The sequence below is a fragment of the Kribbella hippodromi genome, from assembly GCF_039531045.1.
In the GTDB taxonomy this organism is placed as follows: Bacteria; Actinomycetota; Actinomycetes; order Propionibacteriales; family Kribbellaceae; genus Kribbella; species Kribbella hippodromi.
In genome coordinates this window covers 42,178-58,502 of record NZ_BAAAPH010000016.1, presented here as the reverse complement: position 1 = coordinate 58,502, position 16,325 = coordinate 42,178, and the positions used below count along the sequence as shown (strand labels likewise).

The window sequence follows — 16,325 nt, the reverse complement described above, 5'->3', positions numbered from 1 at the left end:
ATGACTAGTGATGCGCAGAGCCGGCCACAGGATGCTGTGGCCGGCCGTCCAGGCCGGATCGACGCCGTACCGGTCCGGCATCCCGGCCGGTGGGTGGCGATCGGGGTGATCGCTGTCCTGGTCGGGATGCTGGTCCATCTCCTGGTGACGAACAAGGCGTTCGACTGGAGCTTCGTCTTCCAGGCGATGAACCAGCAGCCGGTGATCAGCGGCTTTCTCAAGGGCACCCTGCTGGTCACTGCACTGTCCATGGTGGTCGGCGTGGGTGGTGGCGTACTGCTGGCCGTGATGCGGTTGTCCGACAATCCGATCCTGTCCGGTGTCTCCTGGGTGTTCACCTGGTTCTTCCGGAGCATCCCCCGGTACATCCTGCTGTTCAGCATGGGCACGCTGGGCATCCTGTTTCCGCAGGGCCTTTCGTTCGGTGTCCCGTTCGACTGGAAGCTGATGGAGTGGTTCGGGCTGTCCGGCGACCTGCGGTTCCTGAACCTGGACGCCAACCAGGTGTTCACCGGTCTGGTCGCCGGTGTGATCGGGCTGGGCCTGTCCGAGGCCGCGTACATGGCTGAAATCGCCCGCGCCGGCATGCTGAGTGTGGACAAGGGCCAGGCGGAAGCCGCCCAGGCGCTGGGGATGAGCAGTGGCAAGGTGATGCGCCGAGTCGTACTGCCGCAGGCGATGCGGGTGATCGTGCCGCCGACCGGCAACGAGACCATCGCGATGCTGAAGGACACCTCGCTGCTGGTTGCCGTACCGGTGATCGGTGAGCTGTTCTACCAGTTGCAGTCGATCGGTACGACGTACTACAAGACGTTCCCGATCGCGGTCGCCGCCACGTTGTACTACCTGGCCGCGACGAGCGTGCTGATGATCGGCCAGTACTTCCTGGAGCGGCACTTCGGCCGTGGCTTCGGGACCAAGGCGCCGCGTGGTCCGCGCGCGGCCCGCCCGGCCGGCGCGGGAGGTGCCTGATGCCGTTGGTACATGCGGTCAACGTGACCAAGTCCTTCCACCACAACGAGGTGCTGAAGGGCATCGACCTGGACGTCGAACGCGGGCAGGTGGTGTGCCTGCTCGGACCGTCCGGTTCGGGCAAGACCACCTTCCTGCGCTGCATCAACCAGCTCGAGTCGATCGACGGCGGCCGGATCTGGGTCGACGACAAGCTGATGGGGTACGACGAACGGAACGGGAAGCTGTACCGCCTGAAGAACAAGGAGATCGCGGCCCAGCGGCGTGAGATCGGGATGGTCTTCCAGCGGTTCAACCTGTTTCCGCACATGACCGCGCTGGAGAACATCATCGAGGCGCCGCTGCAGGTCCGGCGGGAGGCGAAGAAGGCCGCGCGGGAACGGGCGATGAAGCTGCTCGACCGGGTCGGCCTGGCGGATCGCTGCGACGCGTACCCGGCGCAACTGTCCGGTGGGCAGCAGCAACGGGTCGCCATCGCGCGGGCGCTGGCGATGCAGCCGAAGCTGATGCTGTTCGACGAACCGACCTCGGCGCTGGACCCCGAACTGGTCGGCGAAGTACTCGCGGTGATGCGCGAGCTGGCGCTGGAAGGGATGACGATGATCGTGGTCACCCACGAAATGTCGTTCGCCCGCGAGGTCGCCGACACCGTCGTCTTCATGGACGCCGGCGTTGTGGTCGAGTCCGGTCCGCCCAAGGACGTGATCGGCAACCCGCAGCACCCCCGGACCCAGGCGTTCCTCGCCCGCCTCCGCTCGGAACACGAACACCTCTGAATTCAGGTACGGTCGGACCGATAGCAAGCCAACCGCGCAGGAGATGACGTGAGCAACGGTCGAGTCGACGAGGTGCGGCTGAGCATTCCGGCGGATGGTGCGTACGTCGCCGTACCGCGGTCCGTGGTCGGTAATCTCGCGGCCCGCAACGACTTCACCCTGGACGCGATCGACGACCTGCGGATCGCCGTCGACGAAGCCTGCGCGCTGCTGCTGCCGGAGGCCGTCGACGGTGTCCTGGAGTGCGTGTTCCTGATCGAGCCGCCGAAGCTGCTGGTCCGGGTGAGCGCGGTGGTCCCGAACGGCTGGACCCCGGACACCGACTCGTTCGGCTGGACCGTCCTGACCGCGCTGGTCGAATCGGCCGCCGCCGAGACGATCGACGGCCGGCTCACCATCACCGTGACGGCAACCGCCACCGCCACGGAGAGCCTGTGACCGACGCCGAAACTCCGGCCGTCGAAGGCCAGGACTACTCCGACCTGCGGTCCAGGACCGCCGGGTTCTTCCAGGCGATGGCGGACGCGGACGGCCCGAAGGACCCCGCGCACGCCGCCGCGCGGGACGGGCTGGTCGCGTTGCACATGCCGTTGGTGGAGCACCTGGCCCGCCGGTTCCGCAACCGGGGCGAGCCGTACGACGACCTGGTGCAGGTGGCAACCATCGGTTTGATCAAAGCGATCGACCGTTTCGACTCCGACCGGGGCGTCGAGTTCTCCACGTACGCGACGCCGACCATCCTCGGTGAGATCAAGCGGTACTTCCGGGACAAGGGCTGGGCGATCCGCGTACCGCGCCGGCTGCAGGAGCTGCGGTTGTCGCTGACTGCCGCGACCGCCGAGCTGACCCAGGAGCTCGGCCGGGCGCCGACGGTGGCGGAGCTGTCCGAACGGCTCGGCCTGGCCCCGGATCTGGTGATCGAGGGCCTGGAGTCCGCGAACGCGTACAACACCTTGTCCCTGGACGCTCCCGATCAGAACGAGACGGACACCTCGACGGTCCTGGACGGCCTCGGCGGCGAGGACGAGGCGCTGGAGAGCGTCGAGTACCGGGAATCGCTGAAGCCGCTGCTGGCGCAGCTGGACACCCGGGAGAAGCGCATCCTGACCCTGCGGTTCTTCCGCGGCATGACGCAGTCCCAGATCGCCGAGGAGATCGGCATCTCCCAGATGCACGTCTCCCGCCTACTGGCCCGCACCCTCACCGAACTCCGGACAGGTTTGCTGAAGGAGTAGCCGGAGTTTCTGGGGTGCTGGGGTCTTGGGGGTGCGCGGGGATATCTGCTCGCGTTGTGGGTTCTCCACTCGTGTACCGGTGGAGAACCCTCAACAGCAGTGGATATCCACCGCTGTGTGGGGTTACAGGACCGGGTGGTCGTTGTCGCCGCCGGCCAGGGCGTCGGTGGATGTCTTCTGGAAGACGCAGATCAGGACGGCGAGGCCGAGGACCGCGAGGGCCACCGCGACCACCTTCGTGCCGCCGCCCCAGAAGCTGTACGCGACCAGCAGCTGGATCAGCTGGGTGAACACCGTCGGCCCGCGGCTCCAGCGCGCCGCCCGCCAGAGGCCGCGAAAGGCGACCAGCCCGAGCCCGATTCCGTACACGACGAAGAAGGCGCTGGTGGTCGCGCCGAGGACCAGCCGGGAGCTCTGAATCGTGAAGGCTTCGGCAATTCCGAGAACGAACAGCACAAGCCCTTCCACAGCGACCACTGCCGCGGCTAGCTTGAGCGGTCTCGGAACGGTGGCTGCTGGCGAATCGGTCGGCACCGAGCCAGCTTAGTGCCAAGGTTTCCGGGGGATGTGCGTAACCAAAACGAAGTTGGAACGGTTACCTGCAGTGAACGGGTGCATGCGGAAAAGCCGCTCCGTCCGATTACCGGATGGAGAACACCGTTATGTGCCGGTTCGGAGTGTTAAGGAAGTGTTGTGATCGGATCGACAACTCCAGACCCCTTGTTTCACAAAGCTGAGATTGGGAACATGGTGTCGTTCGTGAACGCGTTCACAACACAGAGCAGAAGTTGTGTTGAGAGCAGCACGTCGCACGCCAGCACCCACGCCGTGCGAAACGGACCACGAGTACAGCATCGCTGATCGGGTACAGACCTGTCCGACAGCATACGTCAACTACTGAGAGAGATGGGATCCGCCATGGATTGGCGCCACCGGGCCGTATGCCTCGACGAGGACCCGGAACTGTTCTTCCCCATCGGCAACACCGGGCCCGCGATCATGCAGATCGAGGAAGCCAAGCAGGTGTGCCGACGCTGCGACGTGCGTGAGCAGTGCCTGGCCTGGGCACTCGAAGCCGGCCAGGACCACGGTGTCTGGGGCGGCCTGAGCGAGGACGAGCGCCGCGCTCTCAAGCGCCGCAACGCCCGCCAGCGCATCCGCACCGCCTGACCAAGCCTCTTCGAGGCCCCGCGGAGCGAACCGCGGGGCCTTTGTGTTTCCGCTCCCCTACTCCCCCACCAGTCCCCTACCGGCCTAGTCCTTCACCGGGATGTCCAGGGTGACCTGGGTGCCTGGCCGGCCATCGTGCCGGTTGCCGAAGGTGAGGGTGCCGTCGAGTTCGCCGATCACCAGGGTGCGGACGATCGACAGGCCCAGATTCCCGGACAGCTCCGAATCGAAGTTCGCCGGCAGCCCCTGGCCGTCGTCGATCACGGTGACTCGCAGCCGCCCGACCGAGCGGTCCGCGGTCAGTTCGATCGTCCCGGTCGCTTCGCCCCCGTCGCGGGCCCCGAACGCGTGCTCGACCGAGTTCTGCATCAGTTCGGTCAGTACCATCGCCAGCGGAGTCGCCACTTCGGAGTCCAGTACGCCGAACGTACCGCCGCGCCGCGTCTCCACGGCCGTCGCGACCGTCGACACGTCCGCGACCATCGCCGCGACCCGGTCCGCCACGTCGTCGAAGTCGACGTGCTCGTCGAACGATTCGGACAGCGTCTCGTGCACGATCGCGATCGACCCGACCCGGCGCACCGCCTCGGCCAGCGCGACCTGTCCTTCCGGCACCGTGATCCGCCGGGCCTGCATCCGGAGTAACGCGGCGACCGTCTGCAAGTTGTTCTTGACGCGATGATGAATCTCCCGGATGGTCGCCTCCTTGGTGACCAGCTCCCGCTCCCGGCTGCGCAGCTCCGTCACGTCCCGGAGCAGGATCAGCGCGCCGGTGTGCGCGCCGTCCGCGCGGAGCGGGATCGCCCGCAGGAAGAGCGTCGCCTGCGGGTTCTCGATCTCGATCTCCTGGGCGGCCCGCCCGGTCAGCACCGTGGCCAGGACGTCGTCGACCTTGCGGCCGGAGTGCAGCAGCTCGGCGGTGACATCCTTCAGCCGGCTGCCGACCAGATCGGTGACCAGTCCCATTCGCCGGTATGCGGACAACGCATTGGGGCTGGCGAACGTCACCATTGCGTGCCGATCGACCCGGATGCAGCCATCACCGACCCGTGGGGTGGTGGACAGCAGCCGTTCGCCGCCGTACGGGAAGATGCCGTCGGTGATCATCCGGGCCAGGTCCGTCGCGCTCTGCAGGTACGCGATCTCCAGCCGGGACGGCGTCCGGACGCCGAGCAGGTTGGTGTTCCGCGCGATCACCGCGATCACCCGGGAACCGCGCCGGACCGGGATCGTCTCGACCCGGACCGGTACGTCGTCGCGCCACTCCGGATCGCCCTCACGGCAGATCCGGCCGCCGTCGTACGCCTGGTCCAGCAGGTGCCGGCGCCCGCGCGGGATGAAACTGCCGACGATGTCGTCCAGGTACGCCGTCGGCCCGGTCGTCGGGCGCATCTGCGCACCGGCCCAGAACCCCAGCCCCTCGGTGTCCGGCAGCCAGAGCACCAGATCCGCGAAGGACAGGTCGGCGAGCATCTGCCAGTCGGATACCAGCAGCTGCAGGCGGTCGAGATCGGCTTGGTCGAGCGTGGTGTGGTTGCGCGCCACATCGGTCAAAGACGGCACGCTCAGATGGTATCGACTTGCTTATACCAGCCGATGCGGTGGTTCGCTCGACAAGTGGGTGTGTGTAGGTGTTGATTGATCAGGCACAAGTGAAAGGATGCTCGGGTGGAGTCGACGTACTGGCAGGACGTGATGGCCGCGGACTACGCGGTACCGCACGACCGCACGCTGACAGAGCTCACCGAGGAGCTCGTCCGCGACCTGGCCAGTACCGACCCCCGGGTCCGGGACGCGCTGGCCTATCCGACCCTGGCCACCTGGCTGGAGCGCGGGGTGTACGACGACCTGCTGCCCGGTTTCGGCGACGGCCTGTGCGCCGGACTGAACTACGGCCTGGGTGAGGACGGCACCGATTCGGTCTTCCGGCGCTCGTTCACCGCGCTGACGCTGGCGGAGGTGATCCACCGCGACAACGCCGAGTTCCTGGTCCACGACGAGGTGGTGATGCGCTGGGGCGACCGGCTGGCCACCTGGCTGCTGCGCGAGCGCGACCTGCGCGGGTACGTGGCGGACTGCGGCTGGGCGCATGCCGTTGCCCACGGCGCCGACGCGATCGGCGCACTGGCCCGGTCCCGGCACTGCGACGCCGGGGTACTACGGGCGCTGCTCGACGTGCTCGCGGACCGGATCGTCAAGGACACCCCGTACCGCTGGGTGCACGAGGAGCACGACCGGGTCGCGCACGCGGTGATGACGATCCTGCACCGGAACATGCTGACCAGCGACGAGCTGGAGCGCTGGCTGAAGCCGATCGCGGCGACCGCGGGCCAGCAGCCGCTGATGCACGAGACCCTGCCGGAGTGGCCGACTCCGAACGTGTTCAACGCCCGCGGGGTGCTGCACGTGCTGCTGAGCCAGCTGGCGATCGGAGTGAAGGGCTTCCCGATCCCCGGTGACGACGAGCTGTTCGGCCGCCCGATCGAGGCCCGCGCCGACCTCCTGCTGATGCTCACCGAGGCAGTGCAGTCCTCCCAGCCGTACATCTACCGTCCGGCACACCCGCAGGCTTAAGGCAGCACTGCGACTGTCGCGACCACCGCGCGGTGGTCAGTACCGCGGATCGGGTACGTGGTGAACCGCCCGGGCTGGAACTGCCTTGTCACGACCACATGATCGATCTGCGTACGCAGTACGGCCGGCTGGTCGGCCGGCCAGGTGCCCTGTAGTCCACCGCCAACTGTCGGACCCACACTGCGGCAGTAGCCACCTAGCGCTTGCCGGAAGTCAGCGTGGTCGACGGTCGCGTTGAAGTCGCCCGCAACGATCGTCGCCGGGTCCTCGGAACACCAGTGCCGTACTGCTTGCAGGTCCTGCTTCCAGGTCATCACGCCGTCGGTCAGCGGCGGGTACCCGTGGTACGCGATCAGCCTGACCCCCGCGAGCGTTCCACCGGTCACTACTACGTTCCCCAGTGTCGTACCAGGGTCAGACGCAAAGGTGACTGCGCCGAGTGAAGGTGCCACCAGCACGCTGGTAGCGCTCTCCACCACGGAGCTCGGTTGGGCGGTGTAGCCCTTGTACTGCTGGTCCTGCAGCAGTGCGCGGATCTGCTCGCGTACGTCGACCTGTGCCTCTGGCAACGAAACCAGATCCGGCTTCCGGTCCCGGATCAGTTGCGCTACGTCAGCAGCGTTCGCGCCACCGCCCAGCACGTTCGCCACCATGATGGTCAGTTGCCGTGCATCAGCCGGTGCCGGTCGTGCATGCGAGAAGTGCCGGGGCGCGACCAGTGCGCCACCTACCAGTGCCAGTACAGCTGCCAGTGACGCGGCGATCCGCCAACCACGCCGTACGAGCATGAGCAGCGCCAGCACGAGCAGTACCACCAGACTCTGCGGACGAAACGCCACCAGTTGCGGGAACGGCGTCACCTCATCCAGACCGAACAGCTCCGGGTACAGCGGCACAGCGACCACCACGAGGAACAGCACGGACAGTACGACGCGCCGTACGAACCATGCTCTTTCGTTATCCATGCCCCAGCCTGATGATCTAGATGACAGTCCGCTCGAACGGTACTGTGCTCGGTTGCGCCTGTTGTCCAGAGGAGGTTTGCAGTGTCCCGATTGTCCGCGATCAAACCCGCGTACTGGATCTCCGGTGTACTACTGGTGGCCGCTGTCGTAGTACCGCTGCTGGTGCCGACGTACGCCAAGAAGGACCCGCACTTGTGGGGCTTCCCGTTCTTCTACTGGTACCAGCTGCTCTGGGTGTTCCTGTCCGCGATCCTCGTCAGCATCAGCTACAAGCTGGTCCGGGCGGAGGAGCGCAAGCGCCGCGCGGCGCAGGGCCTCGGCGACGCCGAGAAGGAGGACGGCCGGTGAACACCAAGATCGACTGGGTCCAGCTGACCATCGTGGTGGTGATCTTCGCCGCCGTCACCGTGATGGGCTTCCTGGCCGCGCGCTGGCGCAGCGGCGGCCACCTGGACAGCCTGGACGAGTGGGGTCTGGGCGGGCGCGGGTTCGGTACGTTCATCACCTGGTTCCTGCTCGGTGGCGACCTCTACACCGCGTACACGTTCATCGCGGTGCCGGCGGCCATGTACGCGACCGGTGCGATCAGCGGCTTCTTCGCCGTGCCGTACACGATCGTCGCGTACCCGATCGTCTTCATCTTCATGGCCCGGCTGTGGTCGGTGTCGCACCGGCACGGGTACGTGACGCCGGCGGACTTCGTCGGTGGGCGGTACGGGAGCAAGCTGCTCTCGCTGGCGGTCGCGGTCACCGGCATCCTCGCCCTGATGCCGTACATCGCGCTGCAGCTGGTCGGGATGCAGGCGGTCTTCGAGACGATGGGGCTCGGCGGCAACAACACGCTCGCCAAGGACCTGCCGCTGCTGATCGCGTTCGCGGTGCTGGCCGCGTACACGTACTCCTCGGGGTTGCGGGCGCCGGCGATGATCGCGTTCGTCAAGGACTTCCTGATCTACGTGGTGATCCTGGTCGCGATCTTCTACCTGCCGCATGTGCTCGGCGGCTGGGACGGCATCTTCAGCGCCGCCCAGGAGAAGATGGCCAAGCCGAACCCGGCGACCGGCAAGCCGACCGGGTCGTTCATCCCGGGCGATGCGGGGTATGTGTCGTACTGGACGCTCGGACTGGGCTCCGCGATGGCGCTGTTCATGTACCCGCACTCGGTCACCGCCGTGCTGTCGACGAAGACGCGGAACGTGGTCCGCCGGAACGCGGCGATCCTGCCCGCGTACTCGCTGCTGCTCGGGCTGCTCGCACTGCTCGGCTTCATGGCGATCAAGGCGAACGTGAACGTGAAGGGCCTGGACGGGCTGGCGAATCCGCAGCTGGCGATTCCGCGGCTGTTCGACCAGGAGTTCCCGTCCTGGTTCGCCGGGATCGCGTTCGCGGCGATCGCGGTCGGCGCGCTGGTGCCGGCGGCGATCATGTCGATCGCGGCCGCCAATTTGTTCACCCGGAACATCTACCGCGCGTTCATCAAACCGGACGCCTCGCCGGCGCAGGAGGCCAAGGTCTCGAAGCTCGCCTCCCTCCTGGTGAAGGTCGGCGCGCTGGTGTTCGTGCTCGGGATGGACAAGACGATCGCGCTGAACCTGCAGCTGCTGGGCGGGATCTGGATTCTGCAGACGTTCCCGGCGATCGTGGTCGGGTTGTACACCCGCTGGTTCCACCGGTACGCATTGCTGGCCGGCTGGGCGGTGGCGATGGTGTTCGGCACCCTGTCCGCGTACAACGTGGTGAACCCGGCGACCGGCAAGCACTTCGGCGGATCGCTGGCGAAGATCCCGTTCACCGATACGCAGGCGTACATCGCGCTGACCGCTTTCGTACTGAACCTGCTGGTGGTGATCGTGCTGACGATCGCGTTCCGGGCGCTGAAGGTACCGGACGGTCAGGACACCACCCACCCGTCCGACTACACCGCCGACCGCGGCGACCCCGGCGTAGCCGACGTCATCACCGAAGGCCCCGCCCCCGCCAAACCGTGAGTCCGTGGGCCGTTTGAGAGGTTCACCTCTCAAACGGCCCGTTCACAACCCGCCTGCGGGGGGTGAACGGACAACTGCCGGGGTTAACCACTGAAATGGCGGGAGGCTTGGCGCCGGGGTGGCGCCGGTGCTGGTATGCGCGGGGTGACTTTTTGCGGTTGGTTCGACACGCTGCGAGGTCAGCTTGCCCGGTTTCGGGCTCCTGATTCGGCAGAATCACACCGTGCTGCTGGTCCTCCTCGTCATGGTGCTCGCCGCCGGGGTGGCCCTCGCGACCGGCGGGCGCTTCGGACGGCTCAGCAGCAATTCCCTGACCGGCCTCCATTGGCTGGCCGCCGCGGCGATCGGTCAGCTGCTCGGTTCACTGCTGGGCGGCAACGCGTACCCCGTCGGCCTGATCGGATCGGCCGTCTGCATCGCGGTTTTCCTCCGCCTCAACCTCCGCCACCCCGGCGTCGGTCTGCTCGCGGTCGGGTTCTTCGCCAACGCTTTGGTAGTAGCCCTGAACGGCGCGATGCCGGTCTCCCTCGCCGCGCTGCAACGCGCCGGCATCGGCGACGTCACCATCACCGACCCGCGCCACGAGCTCACCCACGCCGCCACCATCCTCCCGTGGCTAGGCGACGTAGTCCCGGTCGCTCTCCCCCACGCCGGCCAAGCAGTAAGCCCCGGCGACGTCCTCATCGCCGCCGGCGCCGGCCTCCTCCTGTACACAGGCATGGGCGCCTCCGGCCGCGTCCCCACCACCACCGCCCCCACCTGGACCGACCTGGAACCCTGCGCCGGCACCCCCGCCCTACTACACCTCTCCCCCCAAGCCACCCGCCAACTAACCACGCGTTCGGGTGATCGTGCGGGACGCCACAGCCGCCCCCCAGAAGTGAATGGTGATGAGCGGCAGGTGTCAGAACCTGAAGCCGCGGCCGACGATCCGGCGTAGTGACTCGACCACCACCGGGTCGTACTCGGCGCCGATCCCCAGCCCGATCGACTCCATCGCCTTCTCCGGCGACTGCCCCGACCCTTCCCCCACCAACTGCTCATACGCCAGCGCGACGTTCACAATCCCGCTCTCCAACGGAATATCCGCATTGTTCGCCCGCCCCTGCCGATACGGATCATTGGAGTGCCGAACGATCTCGGCCACATGATCCAGCACCCCCGACCGCTCGATCACCGACGCCCCGATCTCCGCCGCCCGCTGCCGCTCCGCCCGCGTACGCAACAACGACGCCCCACCCGGACTCGGATCAGCCAGCGCCAACTGCCCGACCCCCGACAACAACGCCGCGTACTCCAACGCCTCCATCCGCGCCGGCGTCAACCCCAGATCGTTGCCCACAGCCACCGCCAGCGCCGCCGTCCGCGCATTCTGCCCCGGACTGGAAAACCCGGCAATCTCCGTACTCCGAGCCATCGACCGAACCGTAGTCCGATAAGTCCGCTGCGCCGACGCATACCGCCGAAACGCAAACTGCGTCAGCAACAACGGCACCACAACCAAAGGCACGGCCCACAGACCGATCAGCGAGGTGCCCGCGGCCAGCAACATGCCGCTGATACCCATCGCGAGACCGATCCGGGTCATCACCGCCAATTCGTCCCGCAAGGCGGCAGGGAACGGGCGATTGAACTTCTCGGTGTCCTGCCCCGCGCCGACCAAGGCGTCAATGACTCCGGCCGAGAGCACGCCCAACAGCATCGCGCCAGTCAGCGCCATCGCGTGCAGCCACGACCCGTTCCAGGCAAGATGGTCGGGGATCACCAGCGCGAACGCGATCGCCGCGCAGGCCACCGACAGTACCCGTCGGCTCGAGATCACCAGATCCCACGGGAGGCCGGCCACCGCACGCGGAAACACTCCCGCGAGCGTCGCCAGCCCCGTGACTGCGACGATCTGCGCGACCTCCGGCGGATTGTCCAGTGCGGGACCGCGCAGCATGACGTAGCCGAGGGCGGCGCTGGTCGCGATCGGTGCCCGGTTCCGGCTCCCGTCGACCCGGAACTGGACCATTTCGCCGACTGCGATCAGCAGCCCGAAGACGATCGCGAACGGCCACTCGGTCACGCCTCGGCGTACGGTCAGAATCAGCGCCACGAAGCCGACCGCACAGCCGGCTACGGTCAGCACGATCCCGCTCCCCAACCGGCGTGGATCCTCCAGCTCGGTGGACCCGCTCATGCGGGCCCGGCCGCAGAACCAGAAGCGCCGCCGCTGCTGCCCAGGCTCAGGTCGTCGTGGTCGATGACTTGGACGCTGCCGTCCGGCGCCGGCTGCTCGACCGCCGCGGCCTTCCAGCCGTCGGTCCGGATGACCTCCACGAACGCGTCGACCAGTTCCGGATCGAAGTGCGTGGTCTTGTCCTGGACGAGAATCGCGAGCGTCTCGTCGATACTGCGCGCCGGGCGGTACGAGCGTGTCGACGTCAGGCAGTCGAAAGCATCGACGATGCCTATGATCCGGGCGAAGTACGGAATGTTGTCACCGCTCAGTCCGGCCGGATAGCCAGTACCGTCGTACTTCTCGTGATGGTGCAGTACCGCCGACTTGACCTCTTCCAGGAACGGGATGTTCCCGATCAGCTCCACGCCGCGCGCCGGATGCAACCGGATCGCATCCATCTCGCTGTCATCGAGCTTGCCCGGCTTACGAATGATGCTGGTCGGCACCCCGACCTTCCCGACATCGTGAAGCAGACCCGCGTGCTCGAGTGCCTGCTGCCGATCCTCCGGCAGCCGCAGGTACTTGCCCAGCATGCCCACGCCGACGCTGACTCGCTCGGAATGGCCGCGGGTGTACAGATCTTTGGTTTCGATGACCTGGATGAACGCGCGCATCGCCGCGGCCTGCGCGGCACGTTCGGCCTGGTACTGCGACATCGCCCAGCGGGCAACCATCAGCGGTACGACCACCAGGAAGCACGCCACGATGTTGAGTCCGCCGAGCCAGGTCACTGCCAACAGCACTCCCAAGCCGCTGTACCCCAGCATCGGGAAGAACGTCGGCAGGACGACCGAGCGCAGGAAGTCGATGACTCGTACCTGACCTTCGAGCCAGAGGATGAGGCTCACGAGCAAGGCATTCGTCAGTTGGTGGCCGACAGTACCGGCGATGGCCGCCAGGACCGTTTCCGGAATGTGCTGGAGTACGTCAGATCCGACTGGACCGCCTACAGCGGCGTACGCGAGACCACCGCCACCGGCGGCCAGAACGCGGTACGACGGATTGAAGATCCGTTTCACCAATGGAGATGGCTGTCTCAGCCCAGCAAGGTATCCGAACACCGCCACAGCCACCGCGTACCAGGGGCCGGCGATAACGAACACCGCGACCAGCGCGACAGAATCCAGGGCGGCGGGATGGTTCGGGAGCACCCGGAAACGCAGCGCGCCGCCAATCAACATCAGGAGACACAACGCCAGCGCAGTGAAGCCGAAAGTGATCTTCGTCAGTGCGATCCCCAGCACCACCAGAGCAGACAAGGCGACCGCGGCCACCGTCGCCCGTAGCAGTGAAGGTCTCACTGGGCCACCTCAAGCCTTTCACTACGCCATAGCTCACCAGTCCCAGCTGTCGCTCGACATCTTAGTCACCTCCGATCAGCGGTCGCAGTCTTACGCCTACTCCGGATCGGAGTGGACGCAGGGGGGCAGACAGCACGTCGCTGACTCGACTGGAATTTTGCTCATACCGGTCGCGCCGAAACACTGTAAGCCCAACCGTGACCCGCCGCCGACTGCGCAAGAGACGGCGTGCTATGAGAGACTGTGACTCTTTGCAGTTGTTTCAAGGAGGCTTAGAAATGGGTAAGACCGGCCGGAAGCGCCGTGCACGCAAGAAGAAGGGCGCTAACCACGGCAAGCGCCCCAACGCCTGACTCGGGCGGCTACAGACAGCGAGGACCTCGGAGAAATCCGGGGTCTTTGCAATTTGGTCACAGCTTTACGCCAGACCAGCCATCCAAGAGGTCCGTATTCAGAGAGTCCCCACACGCATACTGAATGCTATCTTTCAAACGATCGTTGGTCATTTGGTGGCCTGGTGTGGCGGTGTTGTGGATAACTACCGGCGGCTGTCGGTCGATCCCCCTAGAGTTAGGCCCGGACGTTTCCGGTACTGACCGAATCCGGCCCGGATTCGATGCACGGGGAGGCGAGACTGCTGAGCACGGTGAGCTTGAGCGAGCTGCTGCGCGCGTTCCGTACCCGGGCCGGCCTGACCCAGGCGGCGCTCGCCGAGAAGGCCGGGCTGAGCGAGCAGGCGATCAGTGTGCTCGAACGCGGCACCCGCAGCCGCCCCCGGCTCGACACCGTCCGCTCCCTCACCAAGGCCCTCGACCTCACCAGTACCGAAGCCGAAGAGTTCCTGTCCGTTGCCCGCGGCAAGGGTGGCCGGCCGCGGTCGCTGGTGCTGCCGAAGGACGCGGCAGCCGCGAGTGATCCGGTTCCGACGCCATGGCAACTACCTCCGGCCGCTCGCGACTTCACTGGTAGAGCAGCCCAGATCGACGCGATCCTTTCGGTGCTGCGTGTTCCGGCCGGCGCGGGCACCACTTCGGTGGGGCTGGTCACGGTCAGCGGGATGGGCGGGATCGGCAAGACCACGCTGGCGGTCCAGGCCGCGCACAAGTTGGCCGACAGCTACCCGGACGGCCATCTCTATCTCAATCTGCGCGGCTACGGGCCGGGCGCACCGATGACTACGACCGATGCCCAGCGGCATCTGCTGCGTTCGCTCGGTTCCGACATCGCCGCGATTCCGGACGACATCGAGGAAGCCGCCGCCCTGCTGCGATCCCAGCTGGCCGGCCGCCGGGTTCTCGTCCTGCTGGACAACGCCACCGACGTCGCACAGGTGCTGCCCTTGCTCCCCGGCAGCGCCGGCTCGGCGGCCATCATCACCAGCCGCGATTCGCTGGTGAACCTGGCAAGCGCGCGGCATATCCTGCTCGACGCATTGTCGGAGTCCGAGTCGGTCGAGCTGCTGTCCGGTGTCGTCGGCCCGGCCCGGGTGGCCGCCGAGCCGGACGCGGCCAGAACGCTCGCGAGCTATTCCGGCCGCCTCCCACTGGCCATCCGGCTGGTCGGCGGCCGGCTCGCGTCCCGTCCGGCTTGGCCGCTCCAGCATCTCGTCGATGCGCTCGAGGACGAAGCCAGCCGGCTCGACGGCCTCGGCTCCGACGAGACCAGTGTGCGGGCAAGCATCGCCAGCTCGTTGCACTTCCTGGAGACCAGCGATCGCGAGCTCGACCGGCAGGCGGCCGGCGCGCTTCCGCTGCTCGCCGTCCTTGACGGCTCCGATCTGATCACGGGCGTTACCGCCGCGCTGCTGGAGGTTCCGGCCCGCCGGGCCGGCGTGATCCTCGAACGTCTTGTCGACCTGAACCTGCTGGAGTCCGTCGCACCGGAGCGGTACCGCTTCCACGATCTGATCCGGGCGTTCAGCCGGGAGCGCGCCGAACAGACCGTCCCGCAGGCCGAACATGAACGAGCCCTTGAACGTGTGCTGCGCTTCTACATCGCGGCCGGCTGGTCCTGCCAGGCTTTGACCCACCCGGCAAGTCCCCGGCTGAAGCTTGCCAGTGCTCCGGCCACCGCGAAGCCATCGTTCGCCGACAGCGCGTCGGCGATGCGCTGGTTCGACGGCGAGCATCGCAACGTGATGGACCGGGCCGCCCAGGCGCTGGGCACCCCGCTGCGCCGGACGGCACTACTTCCCGAGCTCGCACTGGCCATGTTCGGCTACCACGAGCCGCGCCGTCGCTGGCTCGAGATGCAAGAGCTCGGGCGCACCATGGTCGCCCTCGCCGAGCAGCTCGGGCTGCCACTGATCGCGGCGTGGCTCCAGCACGACGCCGCCATCCCAGAGGTCGAGAACGGTGATCTCGAGGCCGCGGTTCCCTTGCTTTCCAGGGCTTTGACCATGTTCGAGGCGCAGGACGATCTCTCCGGACAGTCACGCTGCTGCTCTTCGCTCACCTATGTTCTCGGCCAGTTGGAGCGGCTGGACGAAGCGCTTGCGTTCGGCAACCGATCACTGCAGCTGAGTCACGCGCTGGGCGACACCACCTTGGAGGGGGTCGCCAACATCGCCGTCGGCAGCCTGTACAACCAGCTCGGCGACCATCAGCGCGCGGACCAGGCCTTCGATCGCGGCATCCGGCTGGGCGAAGAGTCCGGGGACCAGCGCTCGCTGTTCAAGCGCCTGGTGAACGCGGGCTTCTCACATCTGGTCGCGGGCCGGTTCGAGGAGTCGATCGTGCTGACGCAGCGTGCTCTCGAGGTCGCGGCACGGTCGCAGAACCAGATCGGCTTGAGCGAGGCACATCAGACTCTCGCCTCCGCGTTCGGTGTCCTGGGCGACTTCGAGACCGGGCTCCGGCATGCGGCCGCGGGCGTCGACGTGGCCCGCCGGGACAAGGACATCGCCCGTGAAGGCCGGGCGCTGCTCGAAATGGCGAGAATCAGCGCGGCGGCCGGAGCCCACTCGGACGCTATTGACCAGGCCAGAACCGCGGCGGCATTGCTGGCCGGCCGTTCACCCATTCACGAGAACTTTGCCGGCGAACTCGCCGCCCTCCTGGAGCGTGGCGAAACGTACACCTACGCCGTTGCCACGAACCCGATCTGAATCGGGCCGAAGAC

Annotated in this window: 16 protein-coding genes; 11 read left to right on the top strand and 5 right to left on the bottom strand. The window is 66.9% G+C overall.

The genetic code is table 11. The features are described from left to right. The 4 genes from ABD260_RS23775 to ABD260_RS23760 are packed head-to-tail and all read left to right on the top strand — an operon-like array spanning position 1 to position 2,983. Positions 1-972, top strand: coding sequence for an amino acid ABC transporter permease (locus ABD260_RS23775; protein WP_344236465.1), 972 nt, complete (start codon positions 1-3; stop codon positions 970-972). Further along, positions 972-1,748: an amino acid ABC transporter ATP-binding protein gene (locus ABD260_RS23770; protein WP_344236463.1), complete on the top strand. Its 777-nt coding sequence runs from the start codon at positions 972-974 to the stop codon at positions 1,746-1,748. The genes ABD260_RS23775 and ABD260_RS23770 overlap by 1 nt, the downstream gene beginning before the upstream one ends. A gap of 48 nt (positions 1,749-1,796) precedes the next feature. Further along, positions 1,797-2,186: an ATP-binding protein gene (locus tag ABD260_RS23765; RefSeq protein ID WP_344236461.1), complete on the top strand. Its 390-nt coding sequence runs from the start codon at positions 1,797-1,799 to the stop codon at positions 2,184-2,186. Beyond that, positions 2,183-2,983, top strand: coding sequence for an RNA polymerase sigma factor SigF (locus ABD260_RS23760; protein ID WP_344236459.1), 801 nt, complete (start codon positions 2,183-2,185; stop codon positions 2,981-2,983). Before ABD260_RS23765 ends, ABD260_RS23760 begins: the two co-directional genes overlap by 4 nt. Before the next feature lie 123 nt (positions 2,984-3,106). On the opposite strand, the gene ABD260_RS23755 is transcribed toward ABD260_RS23760, so the two are convergent. Further along, positions 3,107-3,517, bottom strand: coding sequence for a hypothetical protein (locus ABD260_RS23755; RefSeq protein ID WP_344236457.1), 411 nt, complete (start codon positions 3,515-3,517; stop codon positions 3,107-3,109). Between the two features lie 384 nt (positions 3,518-3,901). Between ABD260_RS23755 and ABD260_RS23750 the strand changes: the two genes are divergently transcribed. Further along, the gene (locus tag ABD260_RS23750; RefSeq protein WP_130383822.1) at positions 3,902-4,153 is read left to right on the top strand and encodes a WhiB family transcriptional regulator; all 252 of its coding nucleotides are present in this window, start codon (positions 3,902-3,904) and stop codon (positions 4,151-4,153) included. Positions 4,154-4,237: 84 nt separating this feature from the next. On the opposite strand, the gene ABD260_RS23745 is transcribed toward ABD260_RS23750, so the two are convergent. Beyond that, positions 4,238-5,716, bottom strand: coding sequence for a sensor histidine kinase (locus tag ABD260_RS23745; RefSeq protein ID WP_344236455.1), 1,479 nt, complete (start codon positions 5,714-5,716; stop codon positions 4,238-4,240). Between the two features lie 105 nt (positions 5,717-5,821). On the opposite strand from ABD260_RS23745, the gene ABD260_RS23740 reads away from it, so the two are divergent. Further along, positions 5,822-6,727, top strand: coding sequence for a DUF2785 domain-containing protein (locus ABD260_RS23740; RefSeq protein ID WP_344236453.1), 906 nt, complete (start codon positions 5,822-5,824; stop codon positions 6,725-6,727). Here ABD260_RS23740 and ABD260_RS23735 read toward each other — a convergent pair. Then, the gene (locus tag ABD260_RS23735; RefSeq protein WP_344236451.1) at positions 6,724-7,692 is read right to left on the bottom strand and encodes an endonuclease/exonuclease/phosphatase family protein; all 969 of its coding nucleotides are present in this window, start codon (positions 7,690-7,692) and stop codon (positions 6,724-6,726) included. The two genes, ABD260_RS23740 and ABD260_RS23735, sit on opposite strands and share 4 nt — an antisense overlap. A gap of 81 nt (positions 7,693-7,773) precedes the next feature. On the opposite strand from ABD260_RS23735, the gene ABD260_RS23730 reads away from it, so the two are divergent. From ABD260_RS23730 to ABD260_RS23720, 3 genes are all read left to right on the top strand, one after another. Then, entirely contained in the window at positions 7,774-8,040 is a 267-nt protein-coding gene (locus ABD260_RS23730; protein WP_344236449.1) for a DUF3311 domain-containing protein, read from the top strand. Positions 8,041-8,102: 62 nt separating this feature from the next. After that, entirely contained in the window at positions 8,103-9,680 is a 1,578-nt protein-coding gene (gene mctP, locus ABD260_RS23725; RefSeq protein ID WP_344236737.1) for a monocarboxylate uptake permease MctP, read from the top strand. 223 nt (positions 9,681-9,903) lie between these two features. Continuing rightward, the gene (locus tag ABD260_RS23720) at positions 9,904-10,620 is read left to right on the top strand and encodes a DUF5317 domain-containing protein (RefSeq protein ID WP_344236447.1); all 717 of its coding nucleotides are present in this window, start codon (positions 9,904-9,906) and stop codon (positions 10,618-10,620) included. On the opposite strand, the gene ABD260_RS23715 is transcribed toward ABD260_RS23720, so the two are convergent. Together ABD260_RS23715 and ABD260_RS23710 are read right to left on the bottom strand one after the other, a co-directional pair. Beyond that, positions 10,585-11,811, bottom strand: coding sequence for an HD-GYP domain-containing protein (locus tag ABD260_RS23715; RefSeq protein WP_344236445.1), 1,227 nt, complete (start codon positions 11,809-11,811; stop codon positions 10,585-10,587). The genes ABD260_RS23720 and ABD260_RS23715 overlap by 36 nt on opposite strands. Positions 11,812-11,858: 47 nt before the next feature. After that, positions 11,859-13,205: an HD-GYP domain-containing protein gene (locus ABD260_RS23710; protein ID WP_344236443.1), complete on the bottom strand. Its 1,347-nt coding sequence runs from the start codon at positions 13,203-13,205 to the stop codon at positions 11,859-11,861. Positions 13,206-13,483: 278 nt separating this feature from the next. Here ABD260_RS23710 and ABD260_RS37625 point away from each other — a divergent pair, with 278 nt between their 5' ends. Further along, entirely contained in the window at positions 13,484-13,558 is a 75-nt protein-coding gene (locus tag ABD260_RS37625; protein WP_369759046.1) for a 50S ribosomal protein bL37, read from the top strand. A 293-nt stretch (positions 13,559-13,851) separates the two neighbouring features. Continuing rightward, on the top strand, positions 13,852-16,311 hold the full coding sequence (locus ABD260_RS23705; protein ID WP_344236442.1) for a helix-turn-helix domain-containing protein: 2,460 nt from the start codon (positions 13,852-13,854) through the stop codon (positions 16,309-16,311). The last annotated feature ends 14 nt before the right edge of the window (positions 16,312-16,325 follow it).

Bases quoted from the DNA above. Each gene is read 5' to 3' on its own strand.
- ABD260_RS23775 (WP_344236465.1), top strand. From the start codon at position 1: ATGACTAGTGATGCGCAGAGCCGGCCACAGGATGCTGTGGCCGGCCGT.
- ABD260_RS23770 (WP_344236463.1), top strand. From the start codon at position 972: ATGCCGTTGGTACATGCGGTCAACGTGACCAAGTCCTTCCACCACAAC.
- ABD260_RS23750 (WP_130383822.1), top strand. From the start codon at position 3,902: ATGGATTGGCGCCACCGGGCCGTATGCCTCGACGAGGACCCGGAACTG.
- ABD260_RS23735 (WP_344236451.1), bottom strand. From the start codon at position 7,692: ATGGATAACGAAAGAGCATGGTTCGTACGGCGCGTCGTACTGTCCGTG.
- mctP (WP_344236737.1), top strand. From the start codon at position 8,103: ATGGGCTTCCTGGCCGCGCGCTGGCGCAGCGGCGGCCACCTGGACAGC.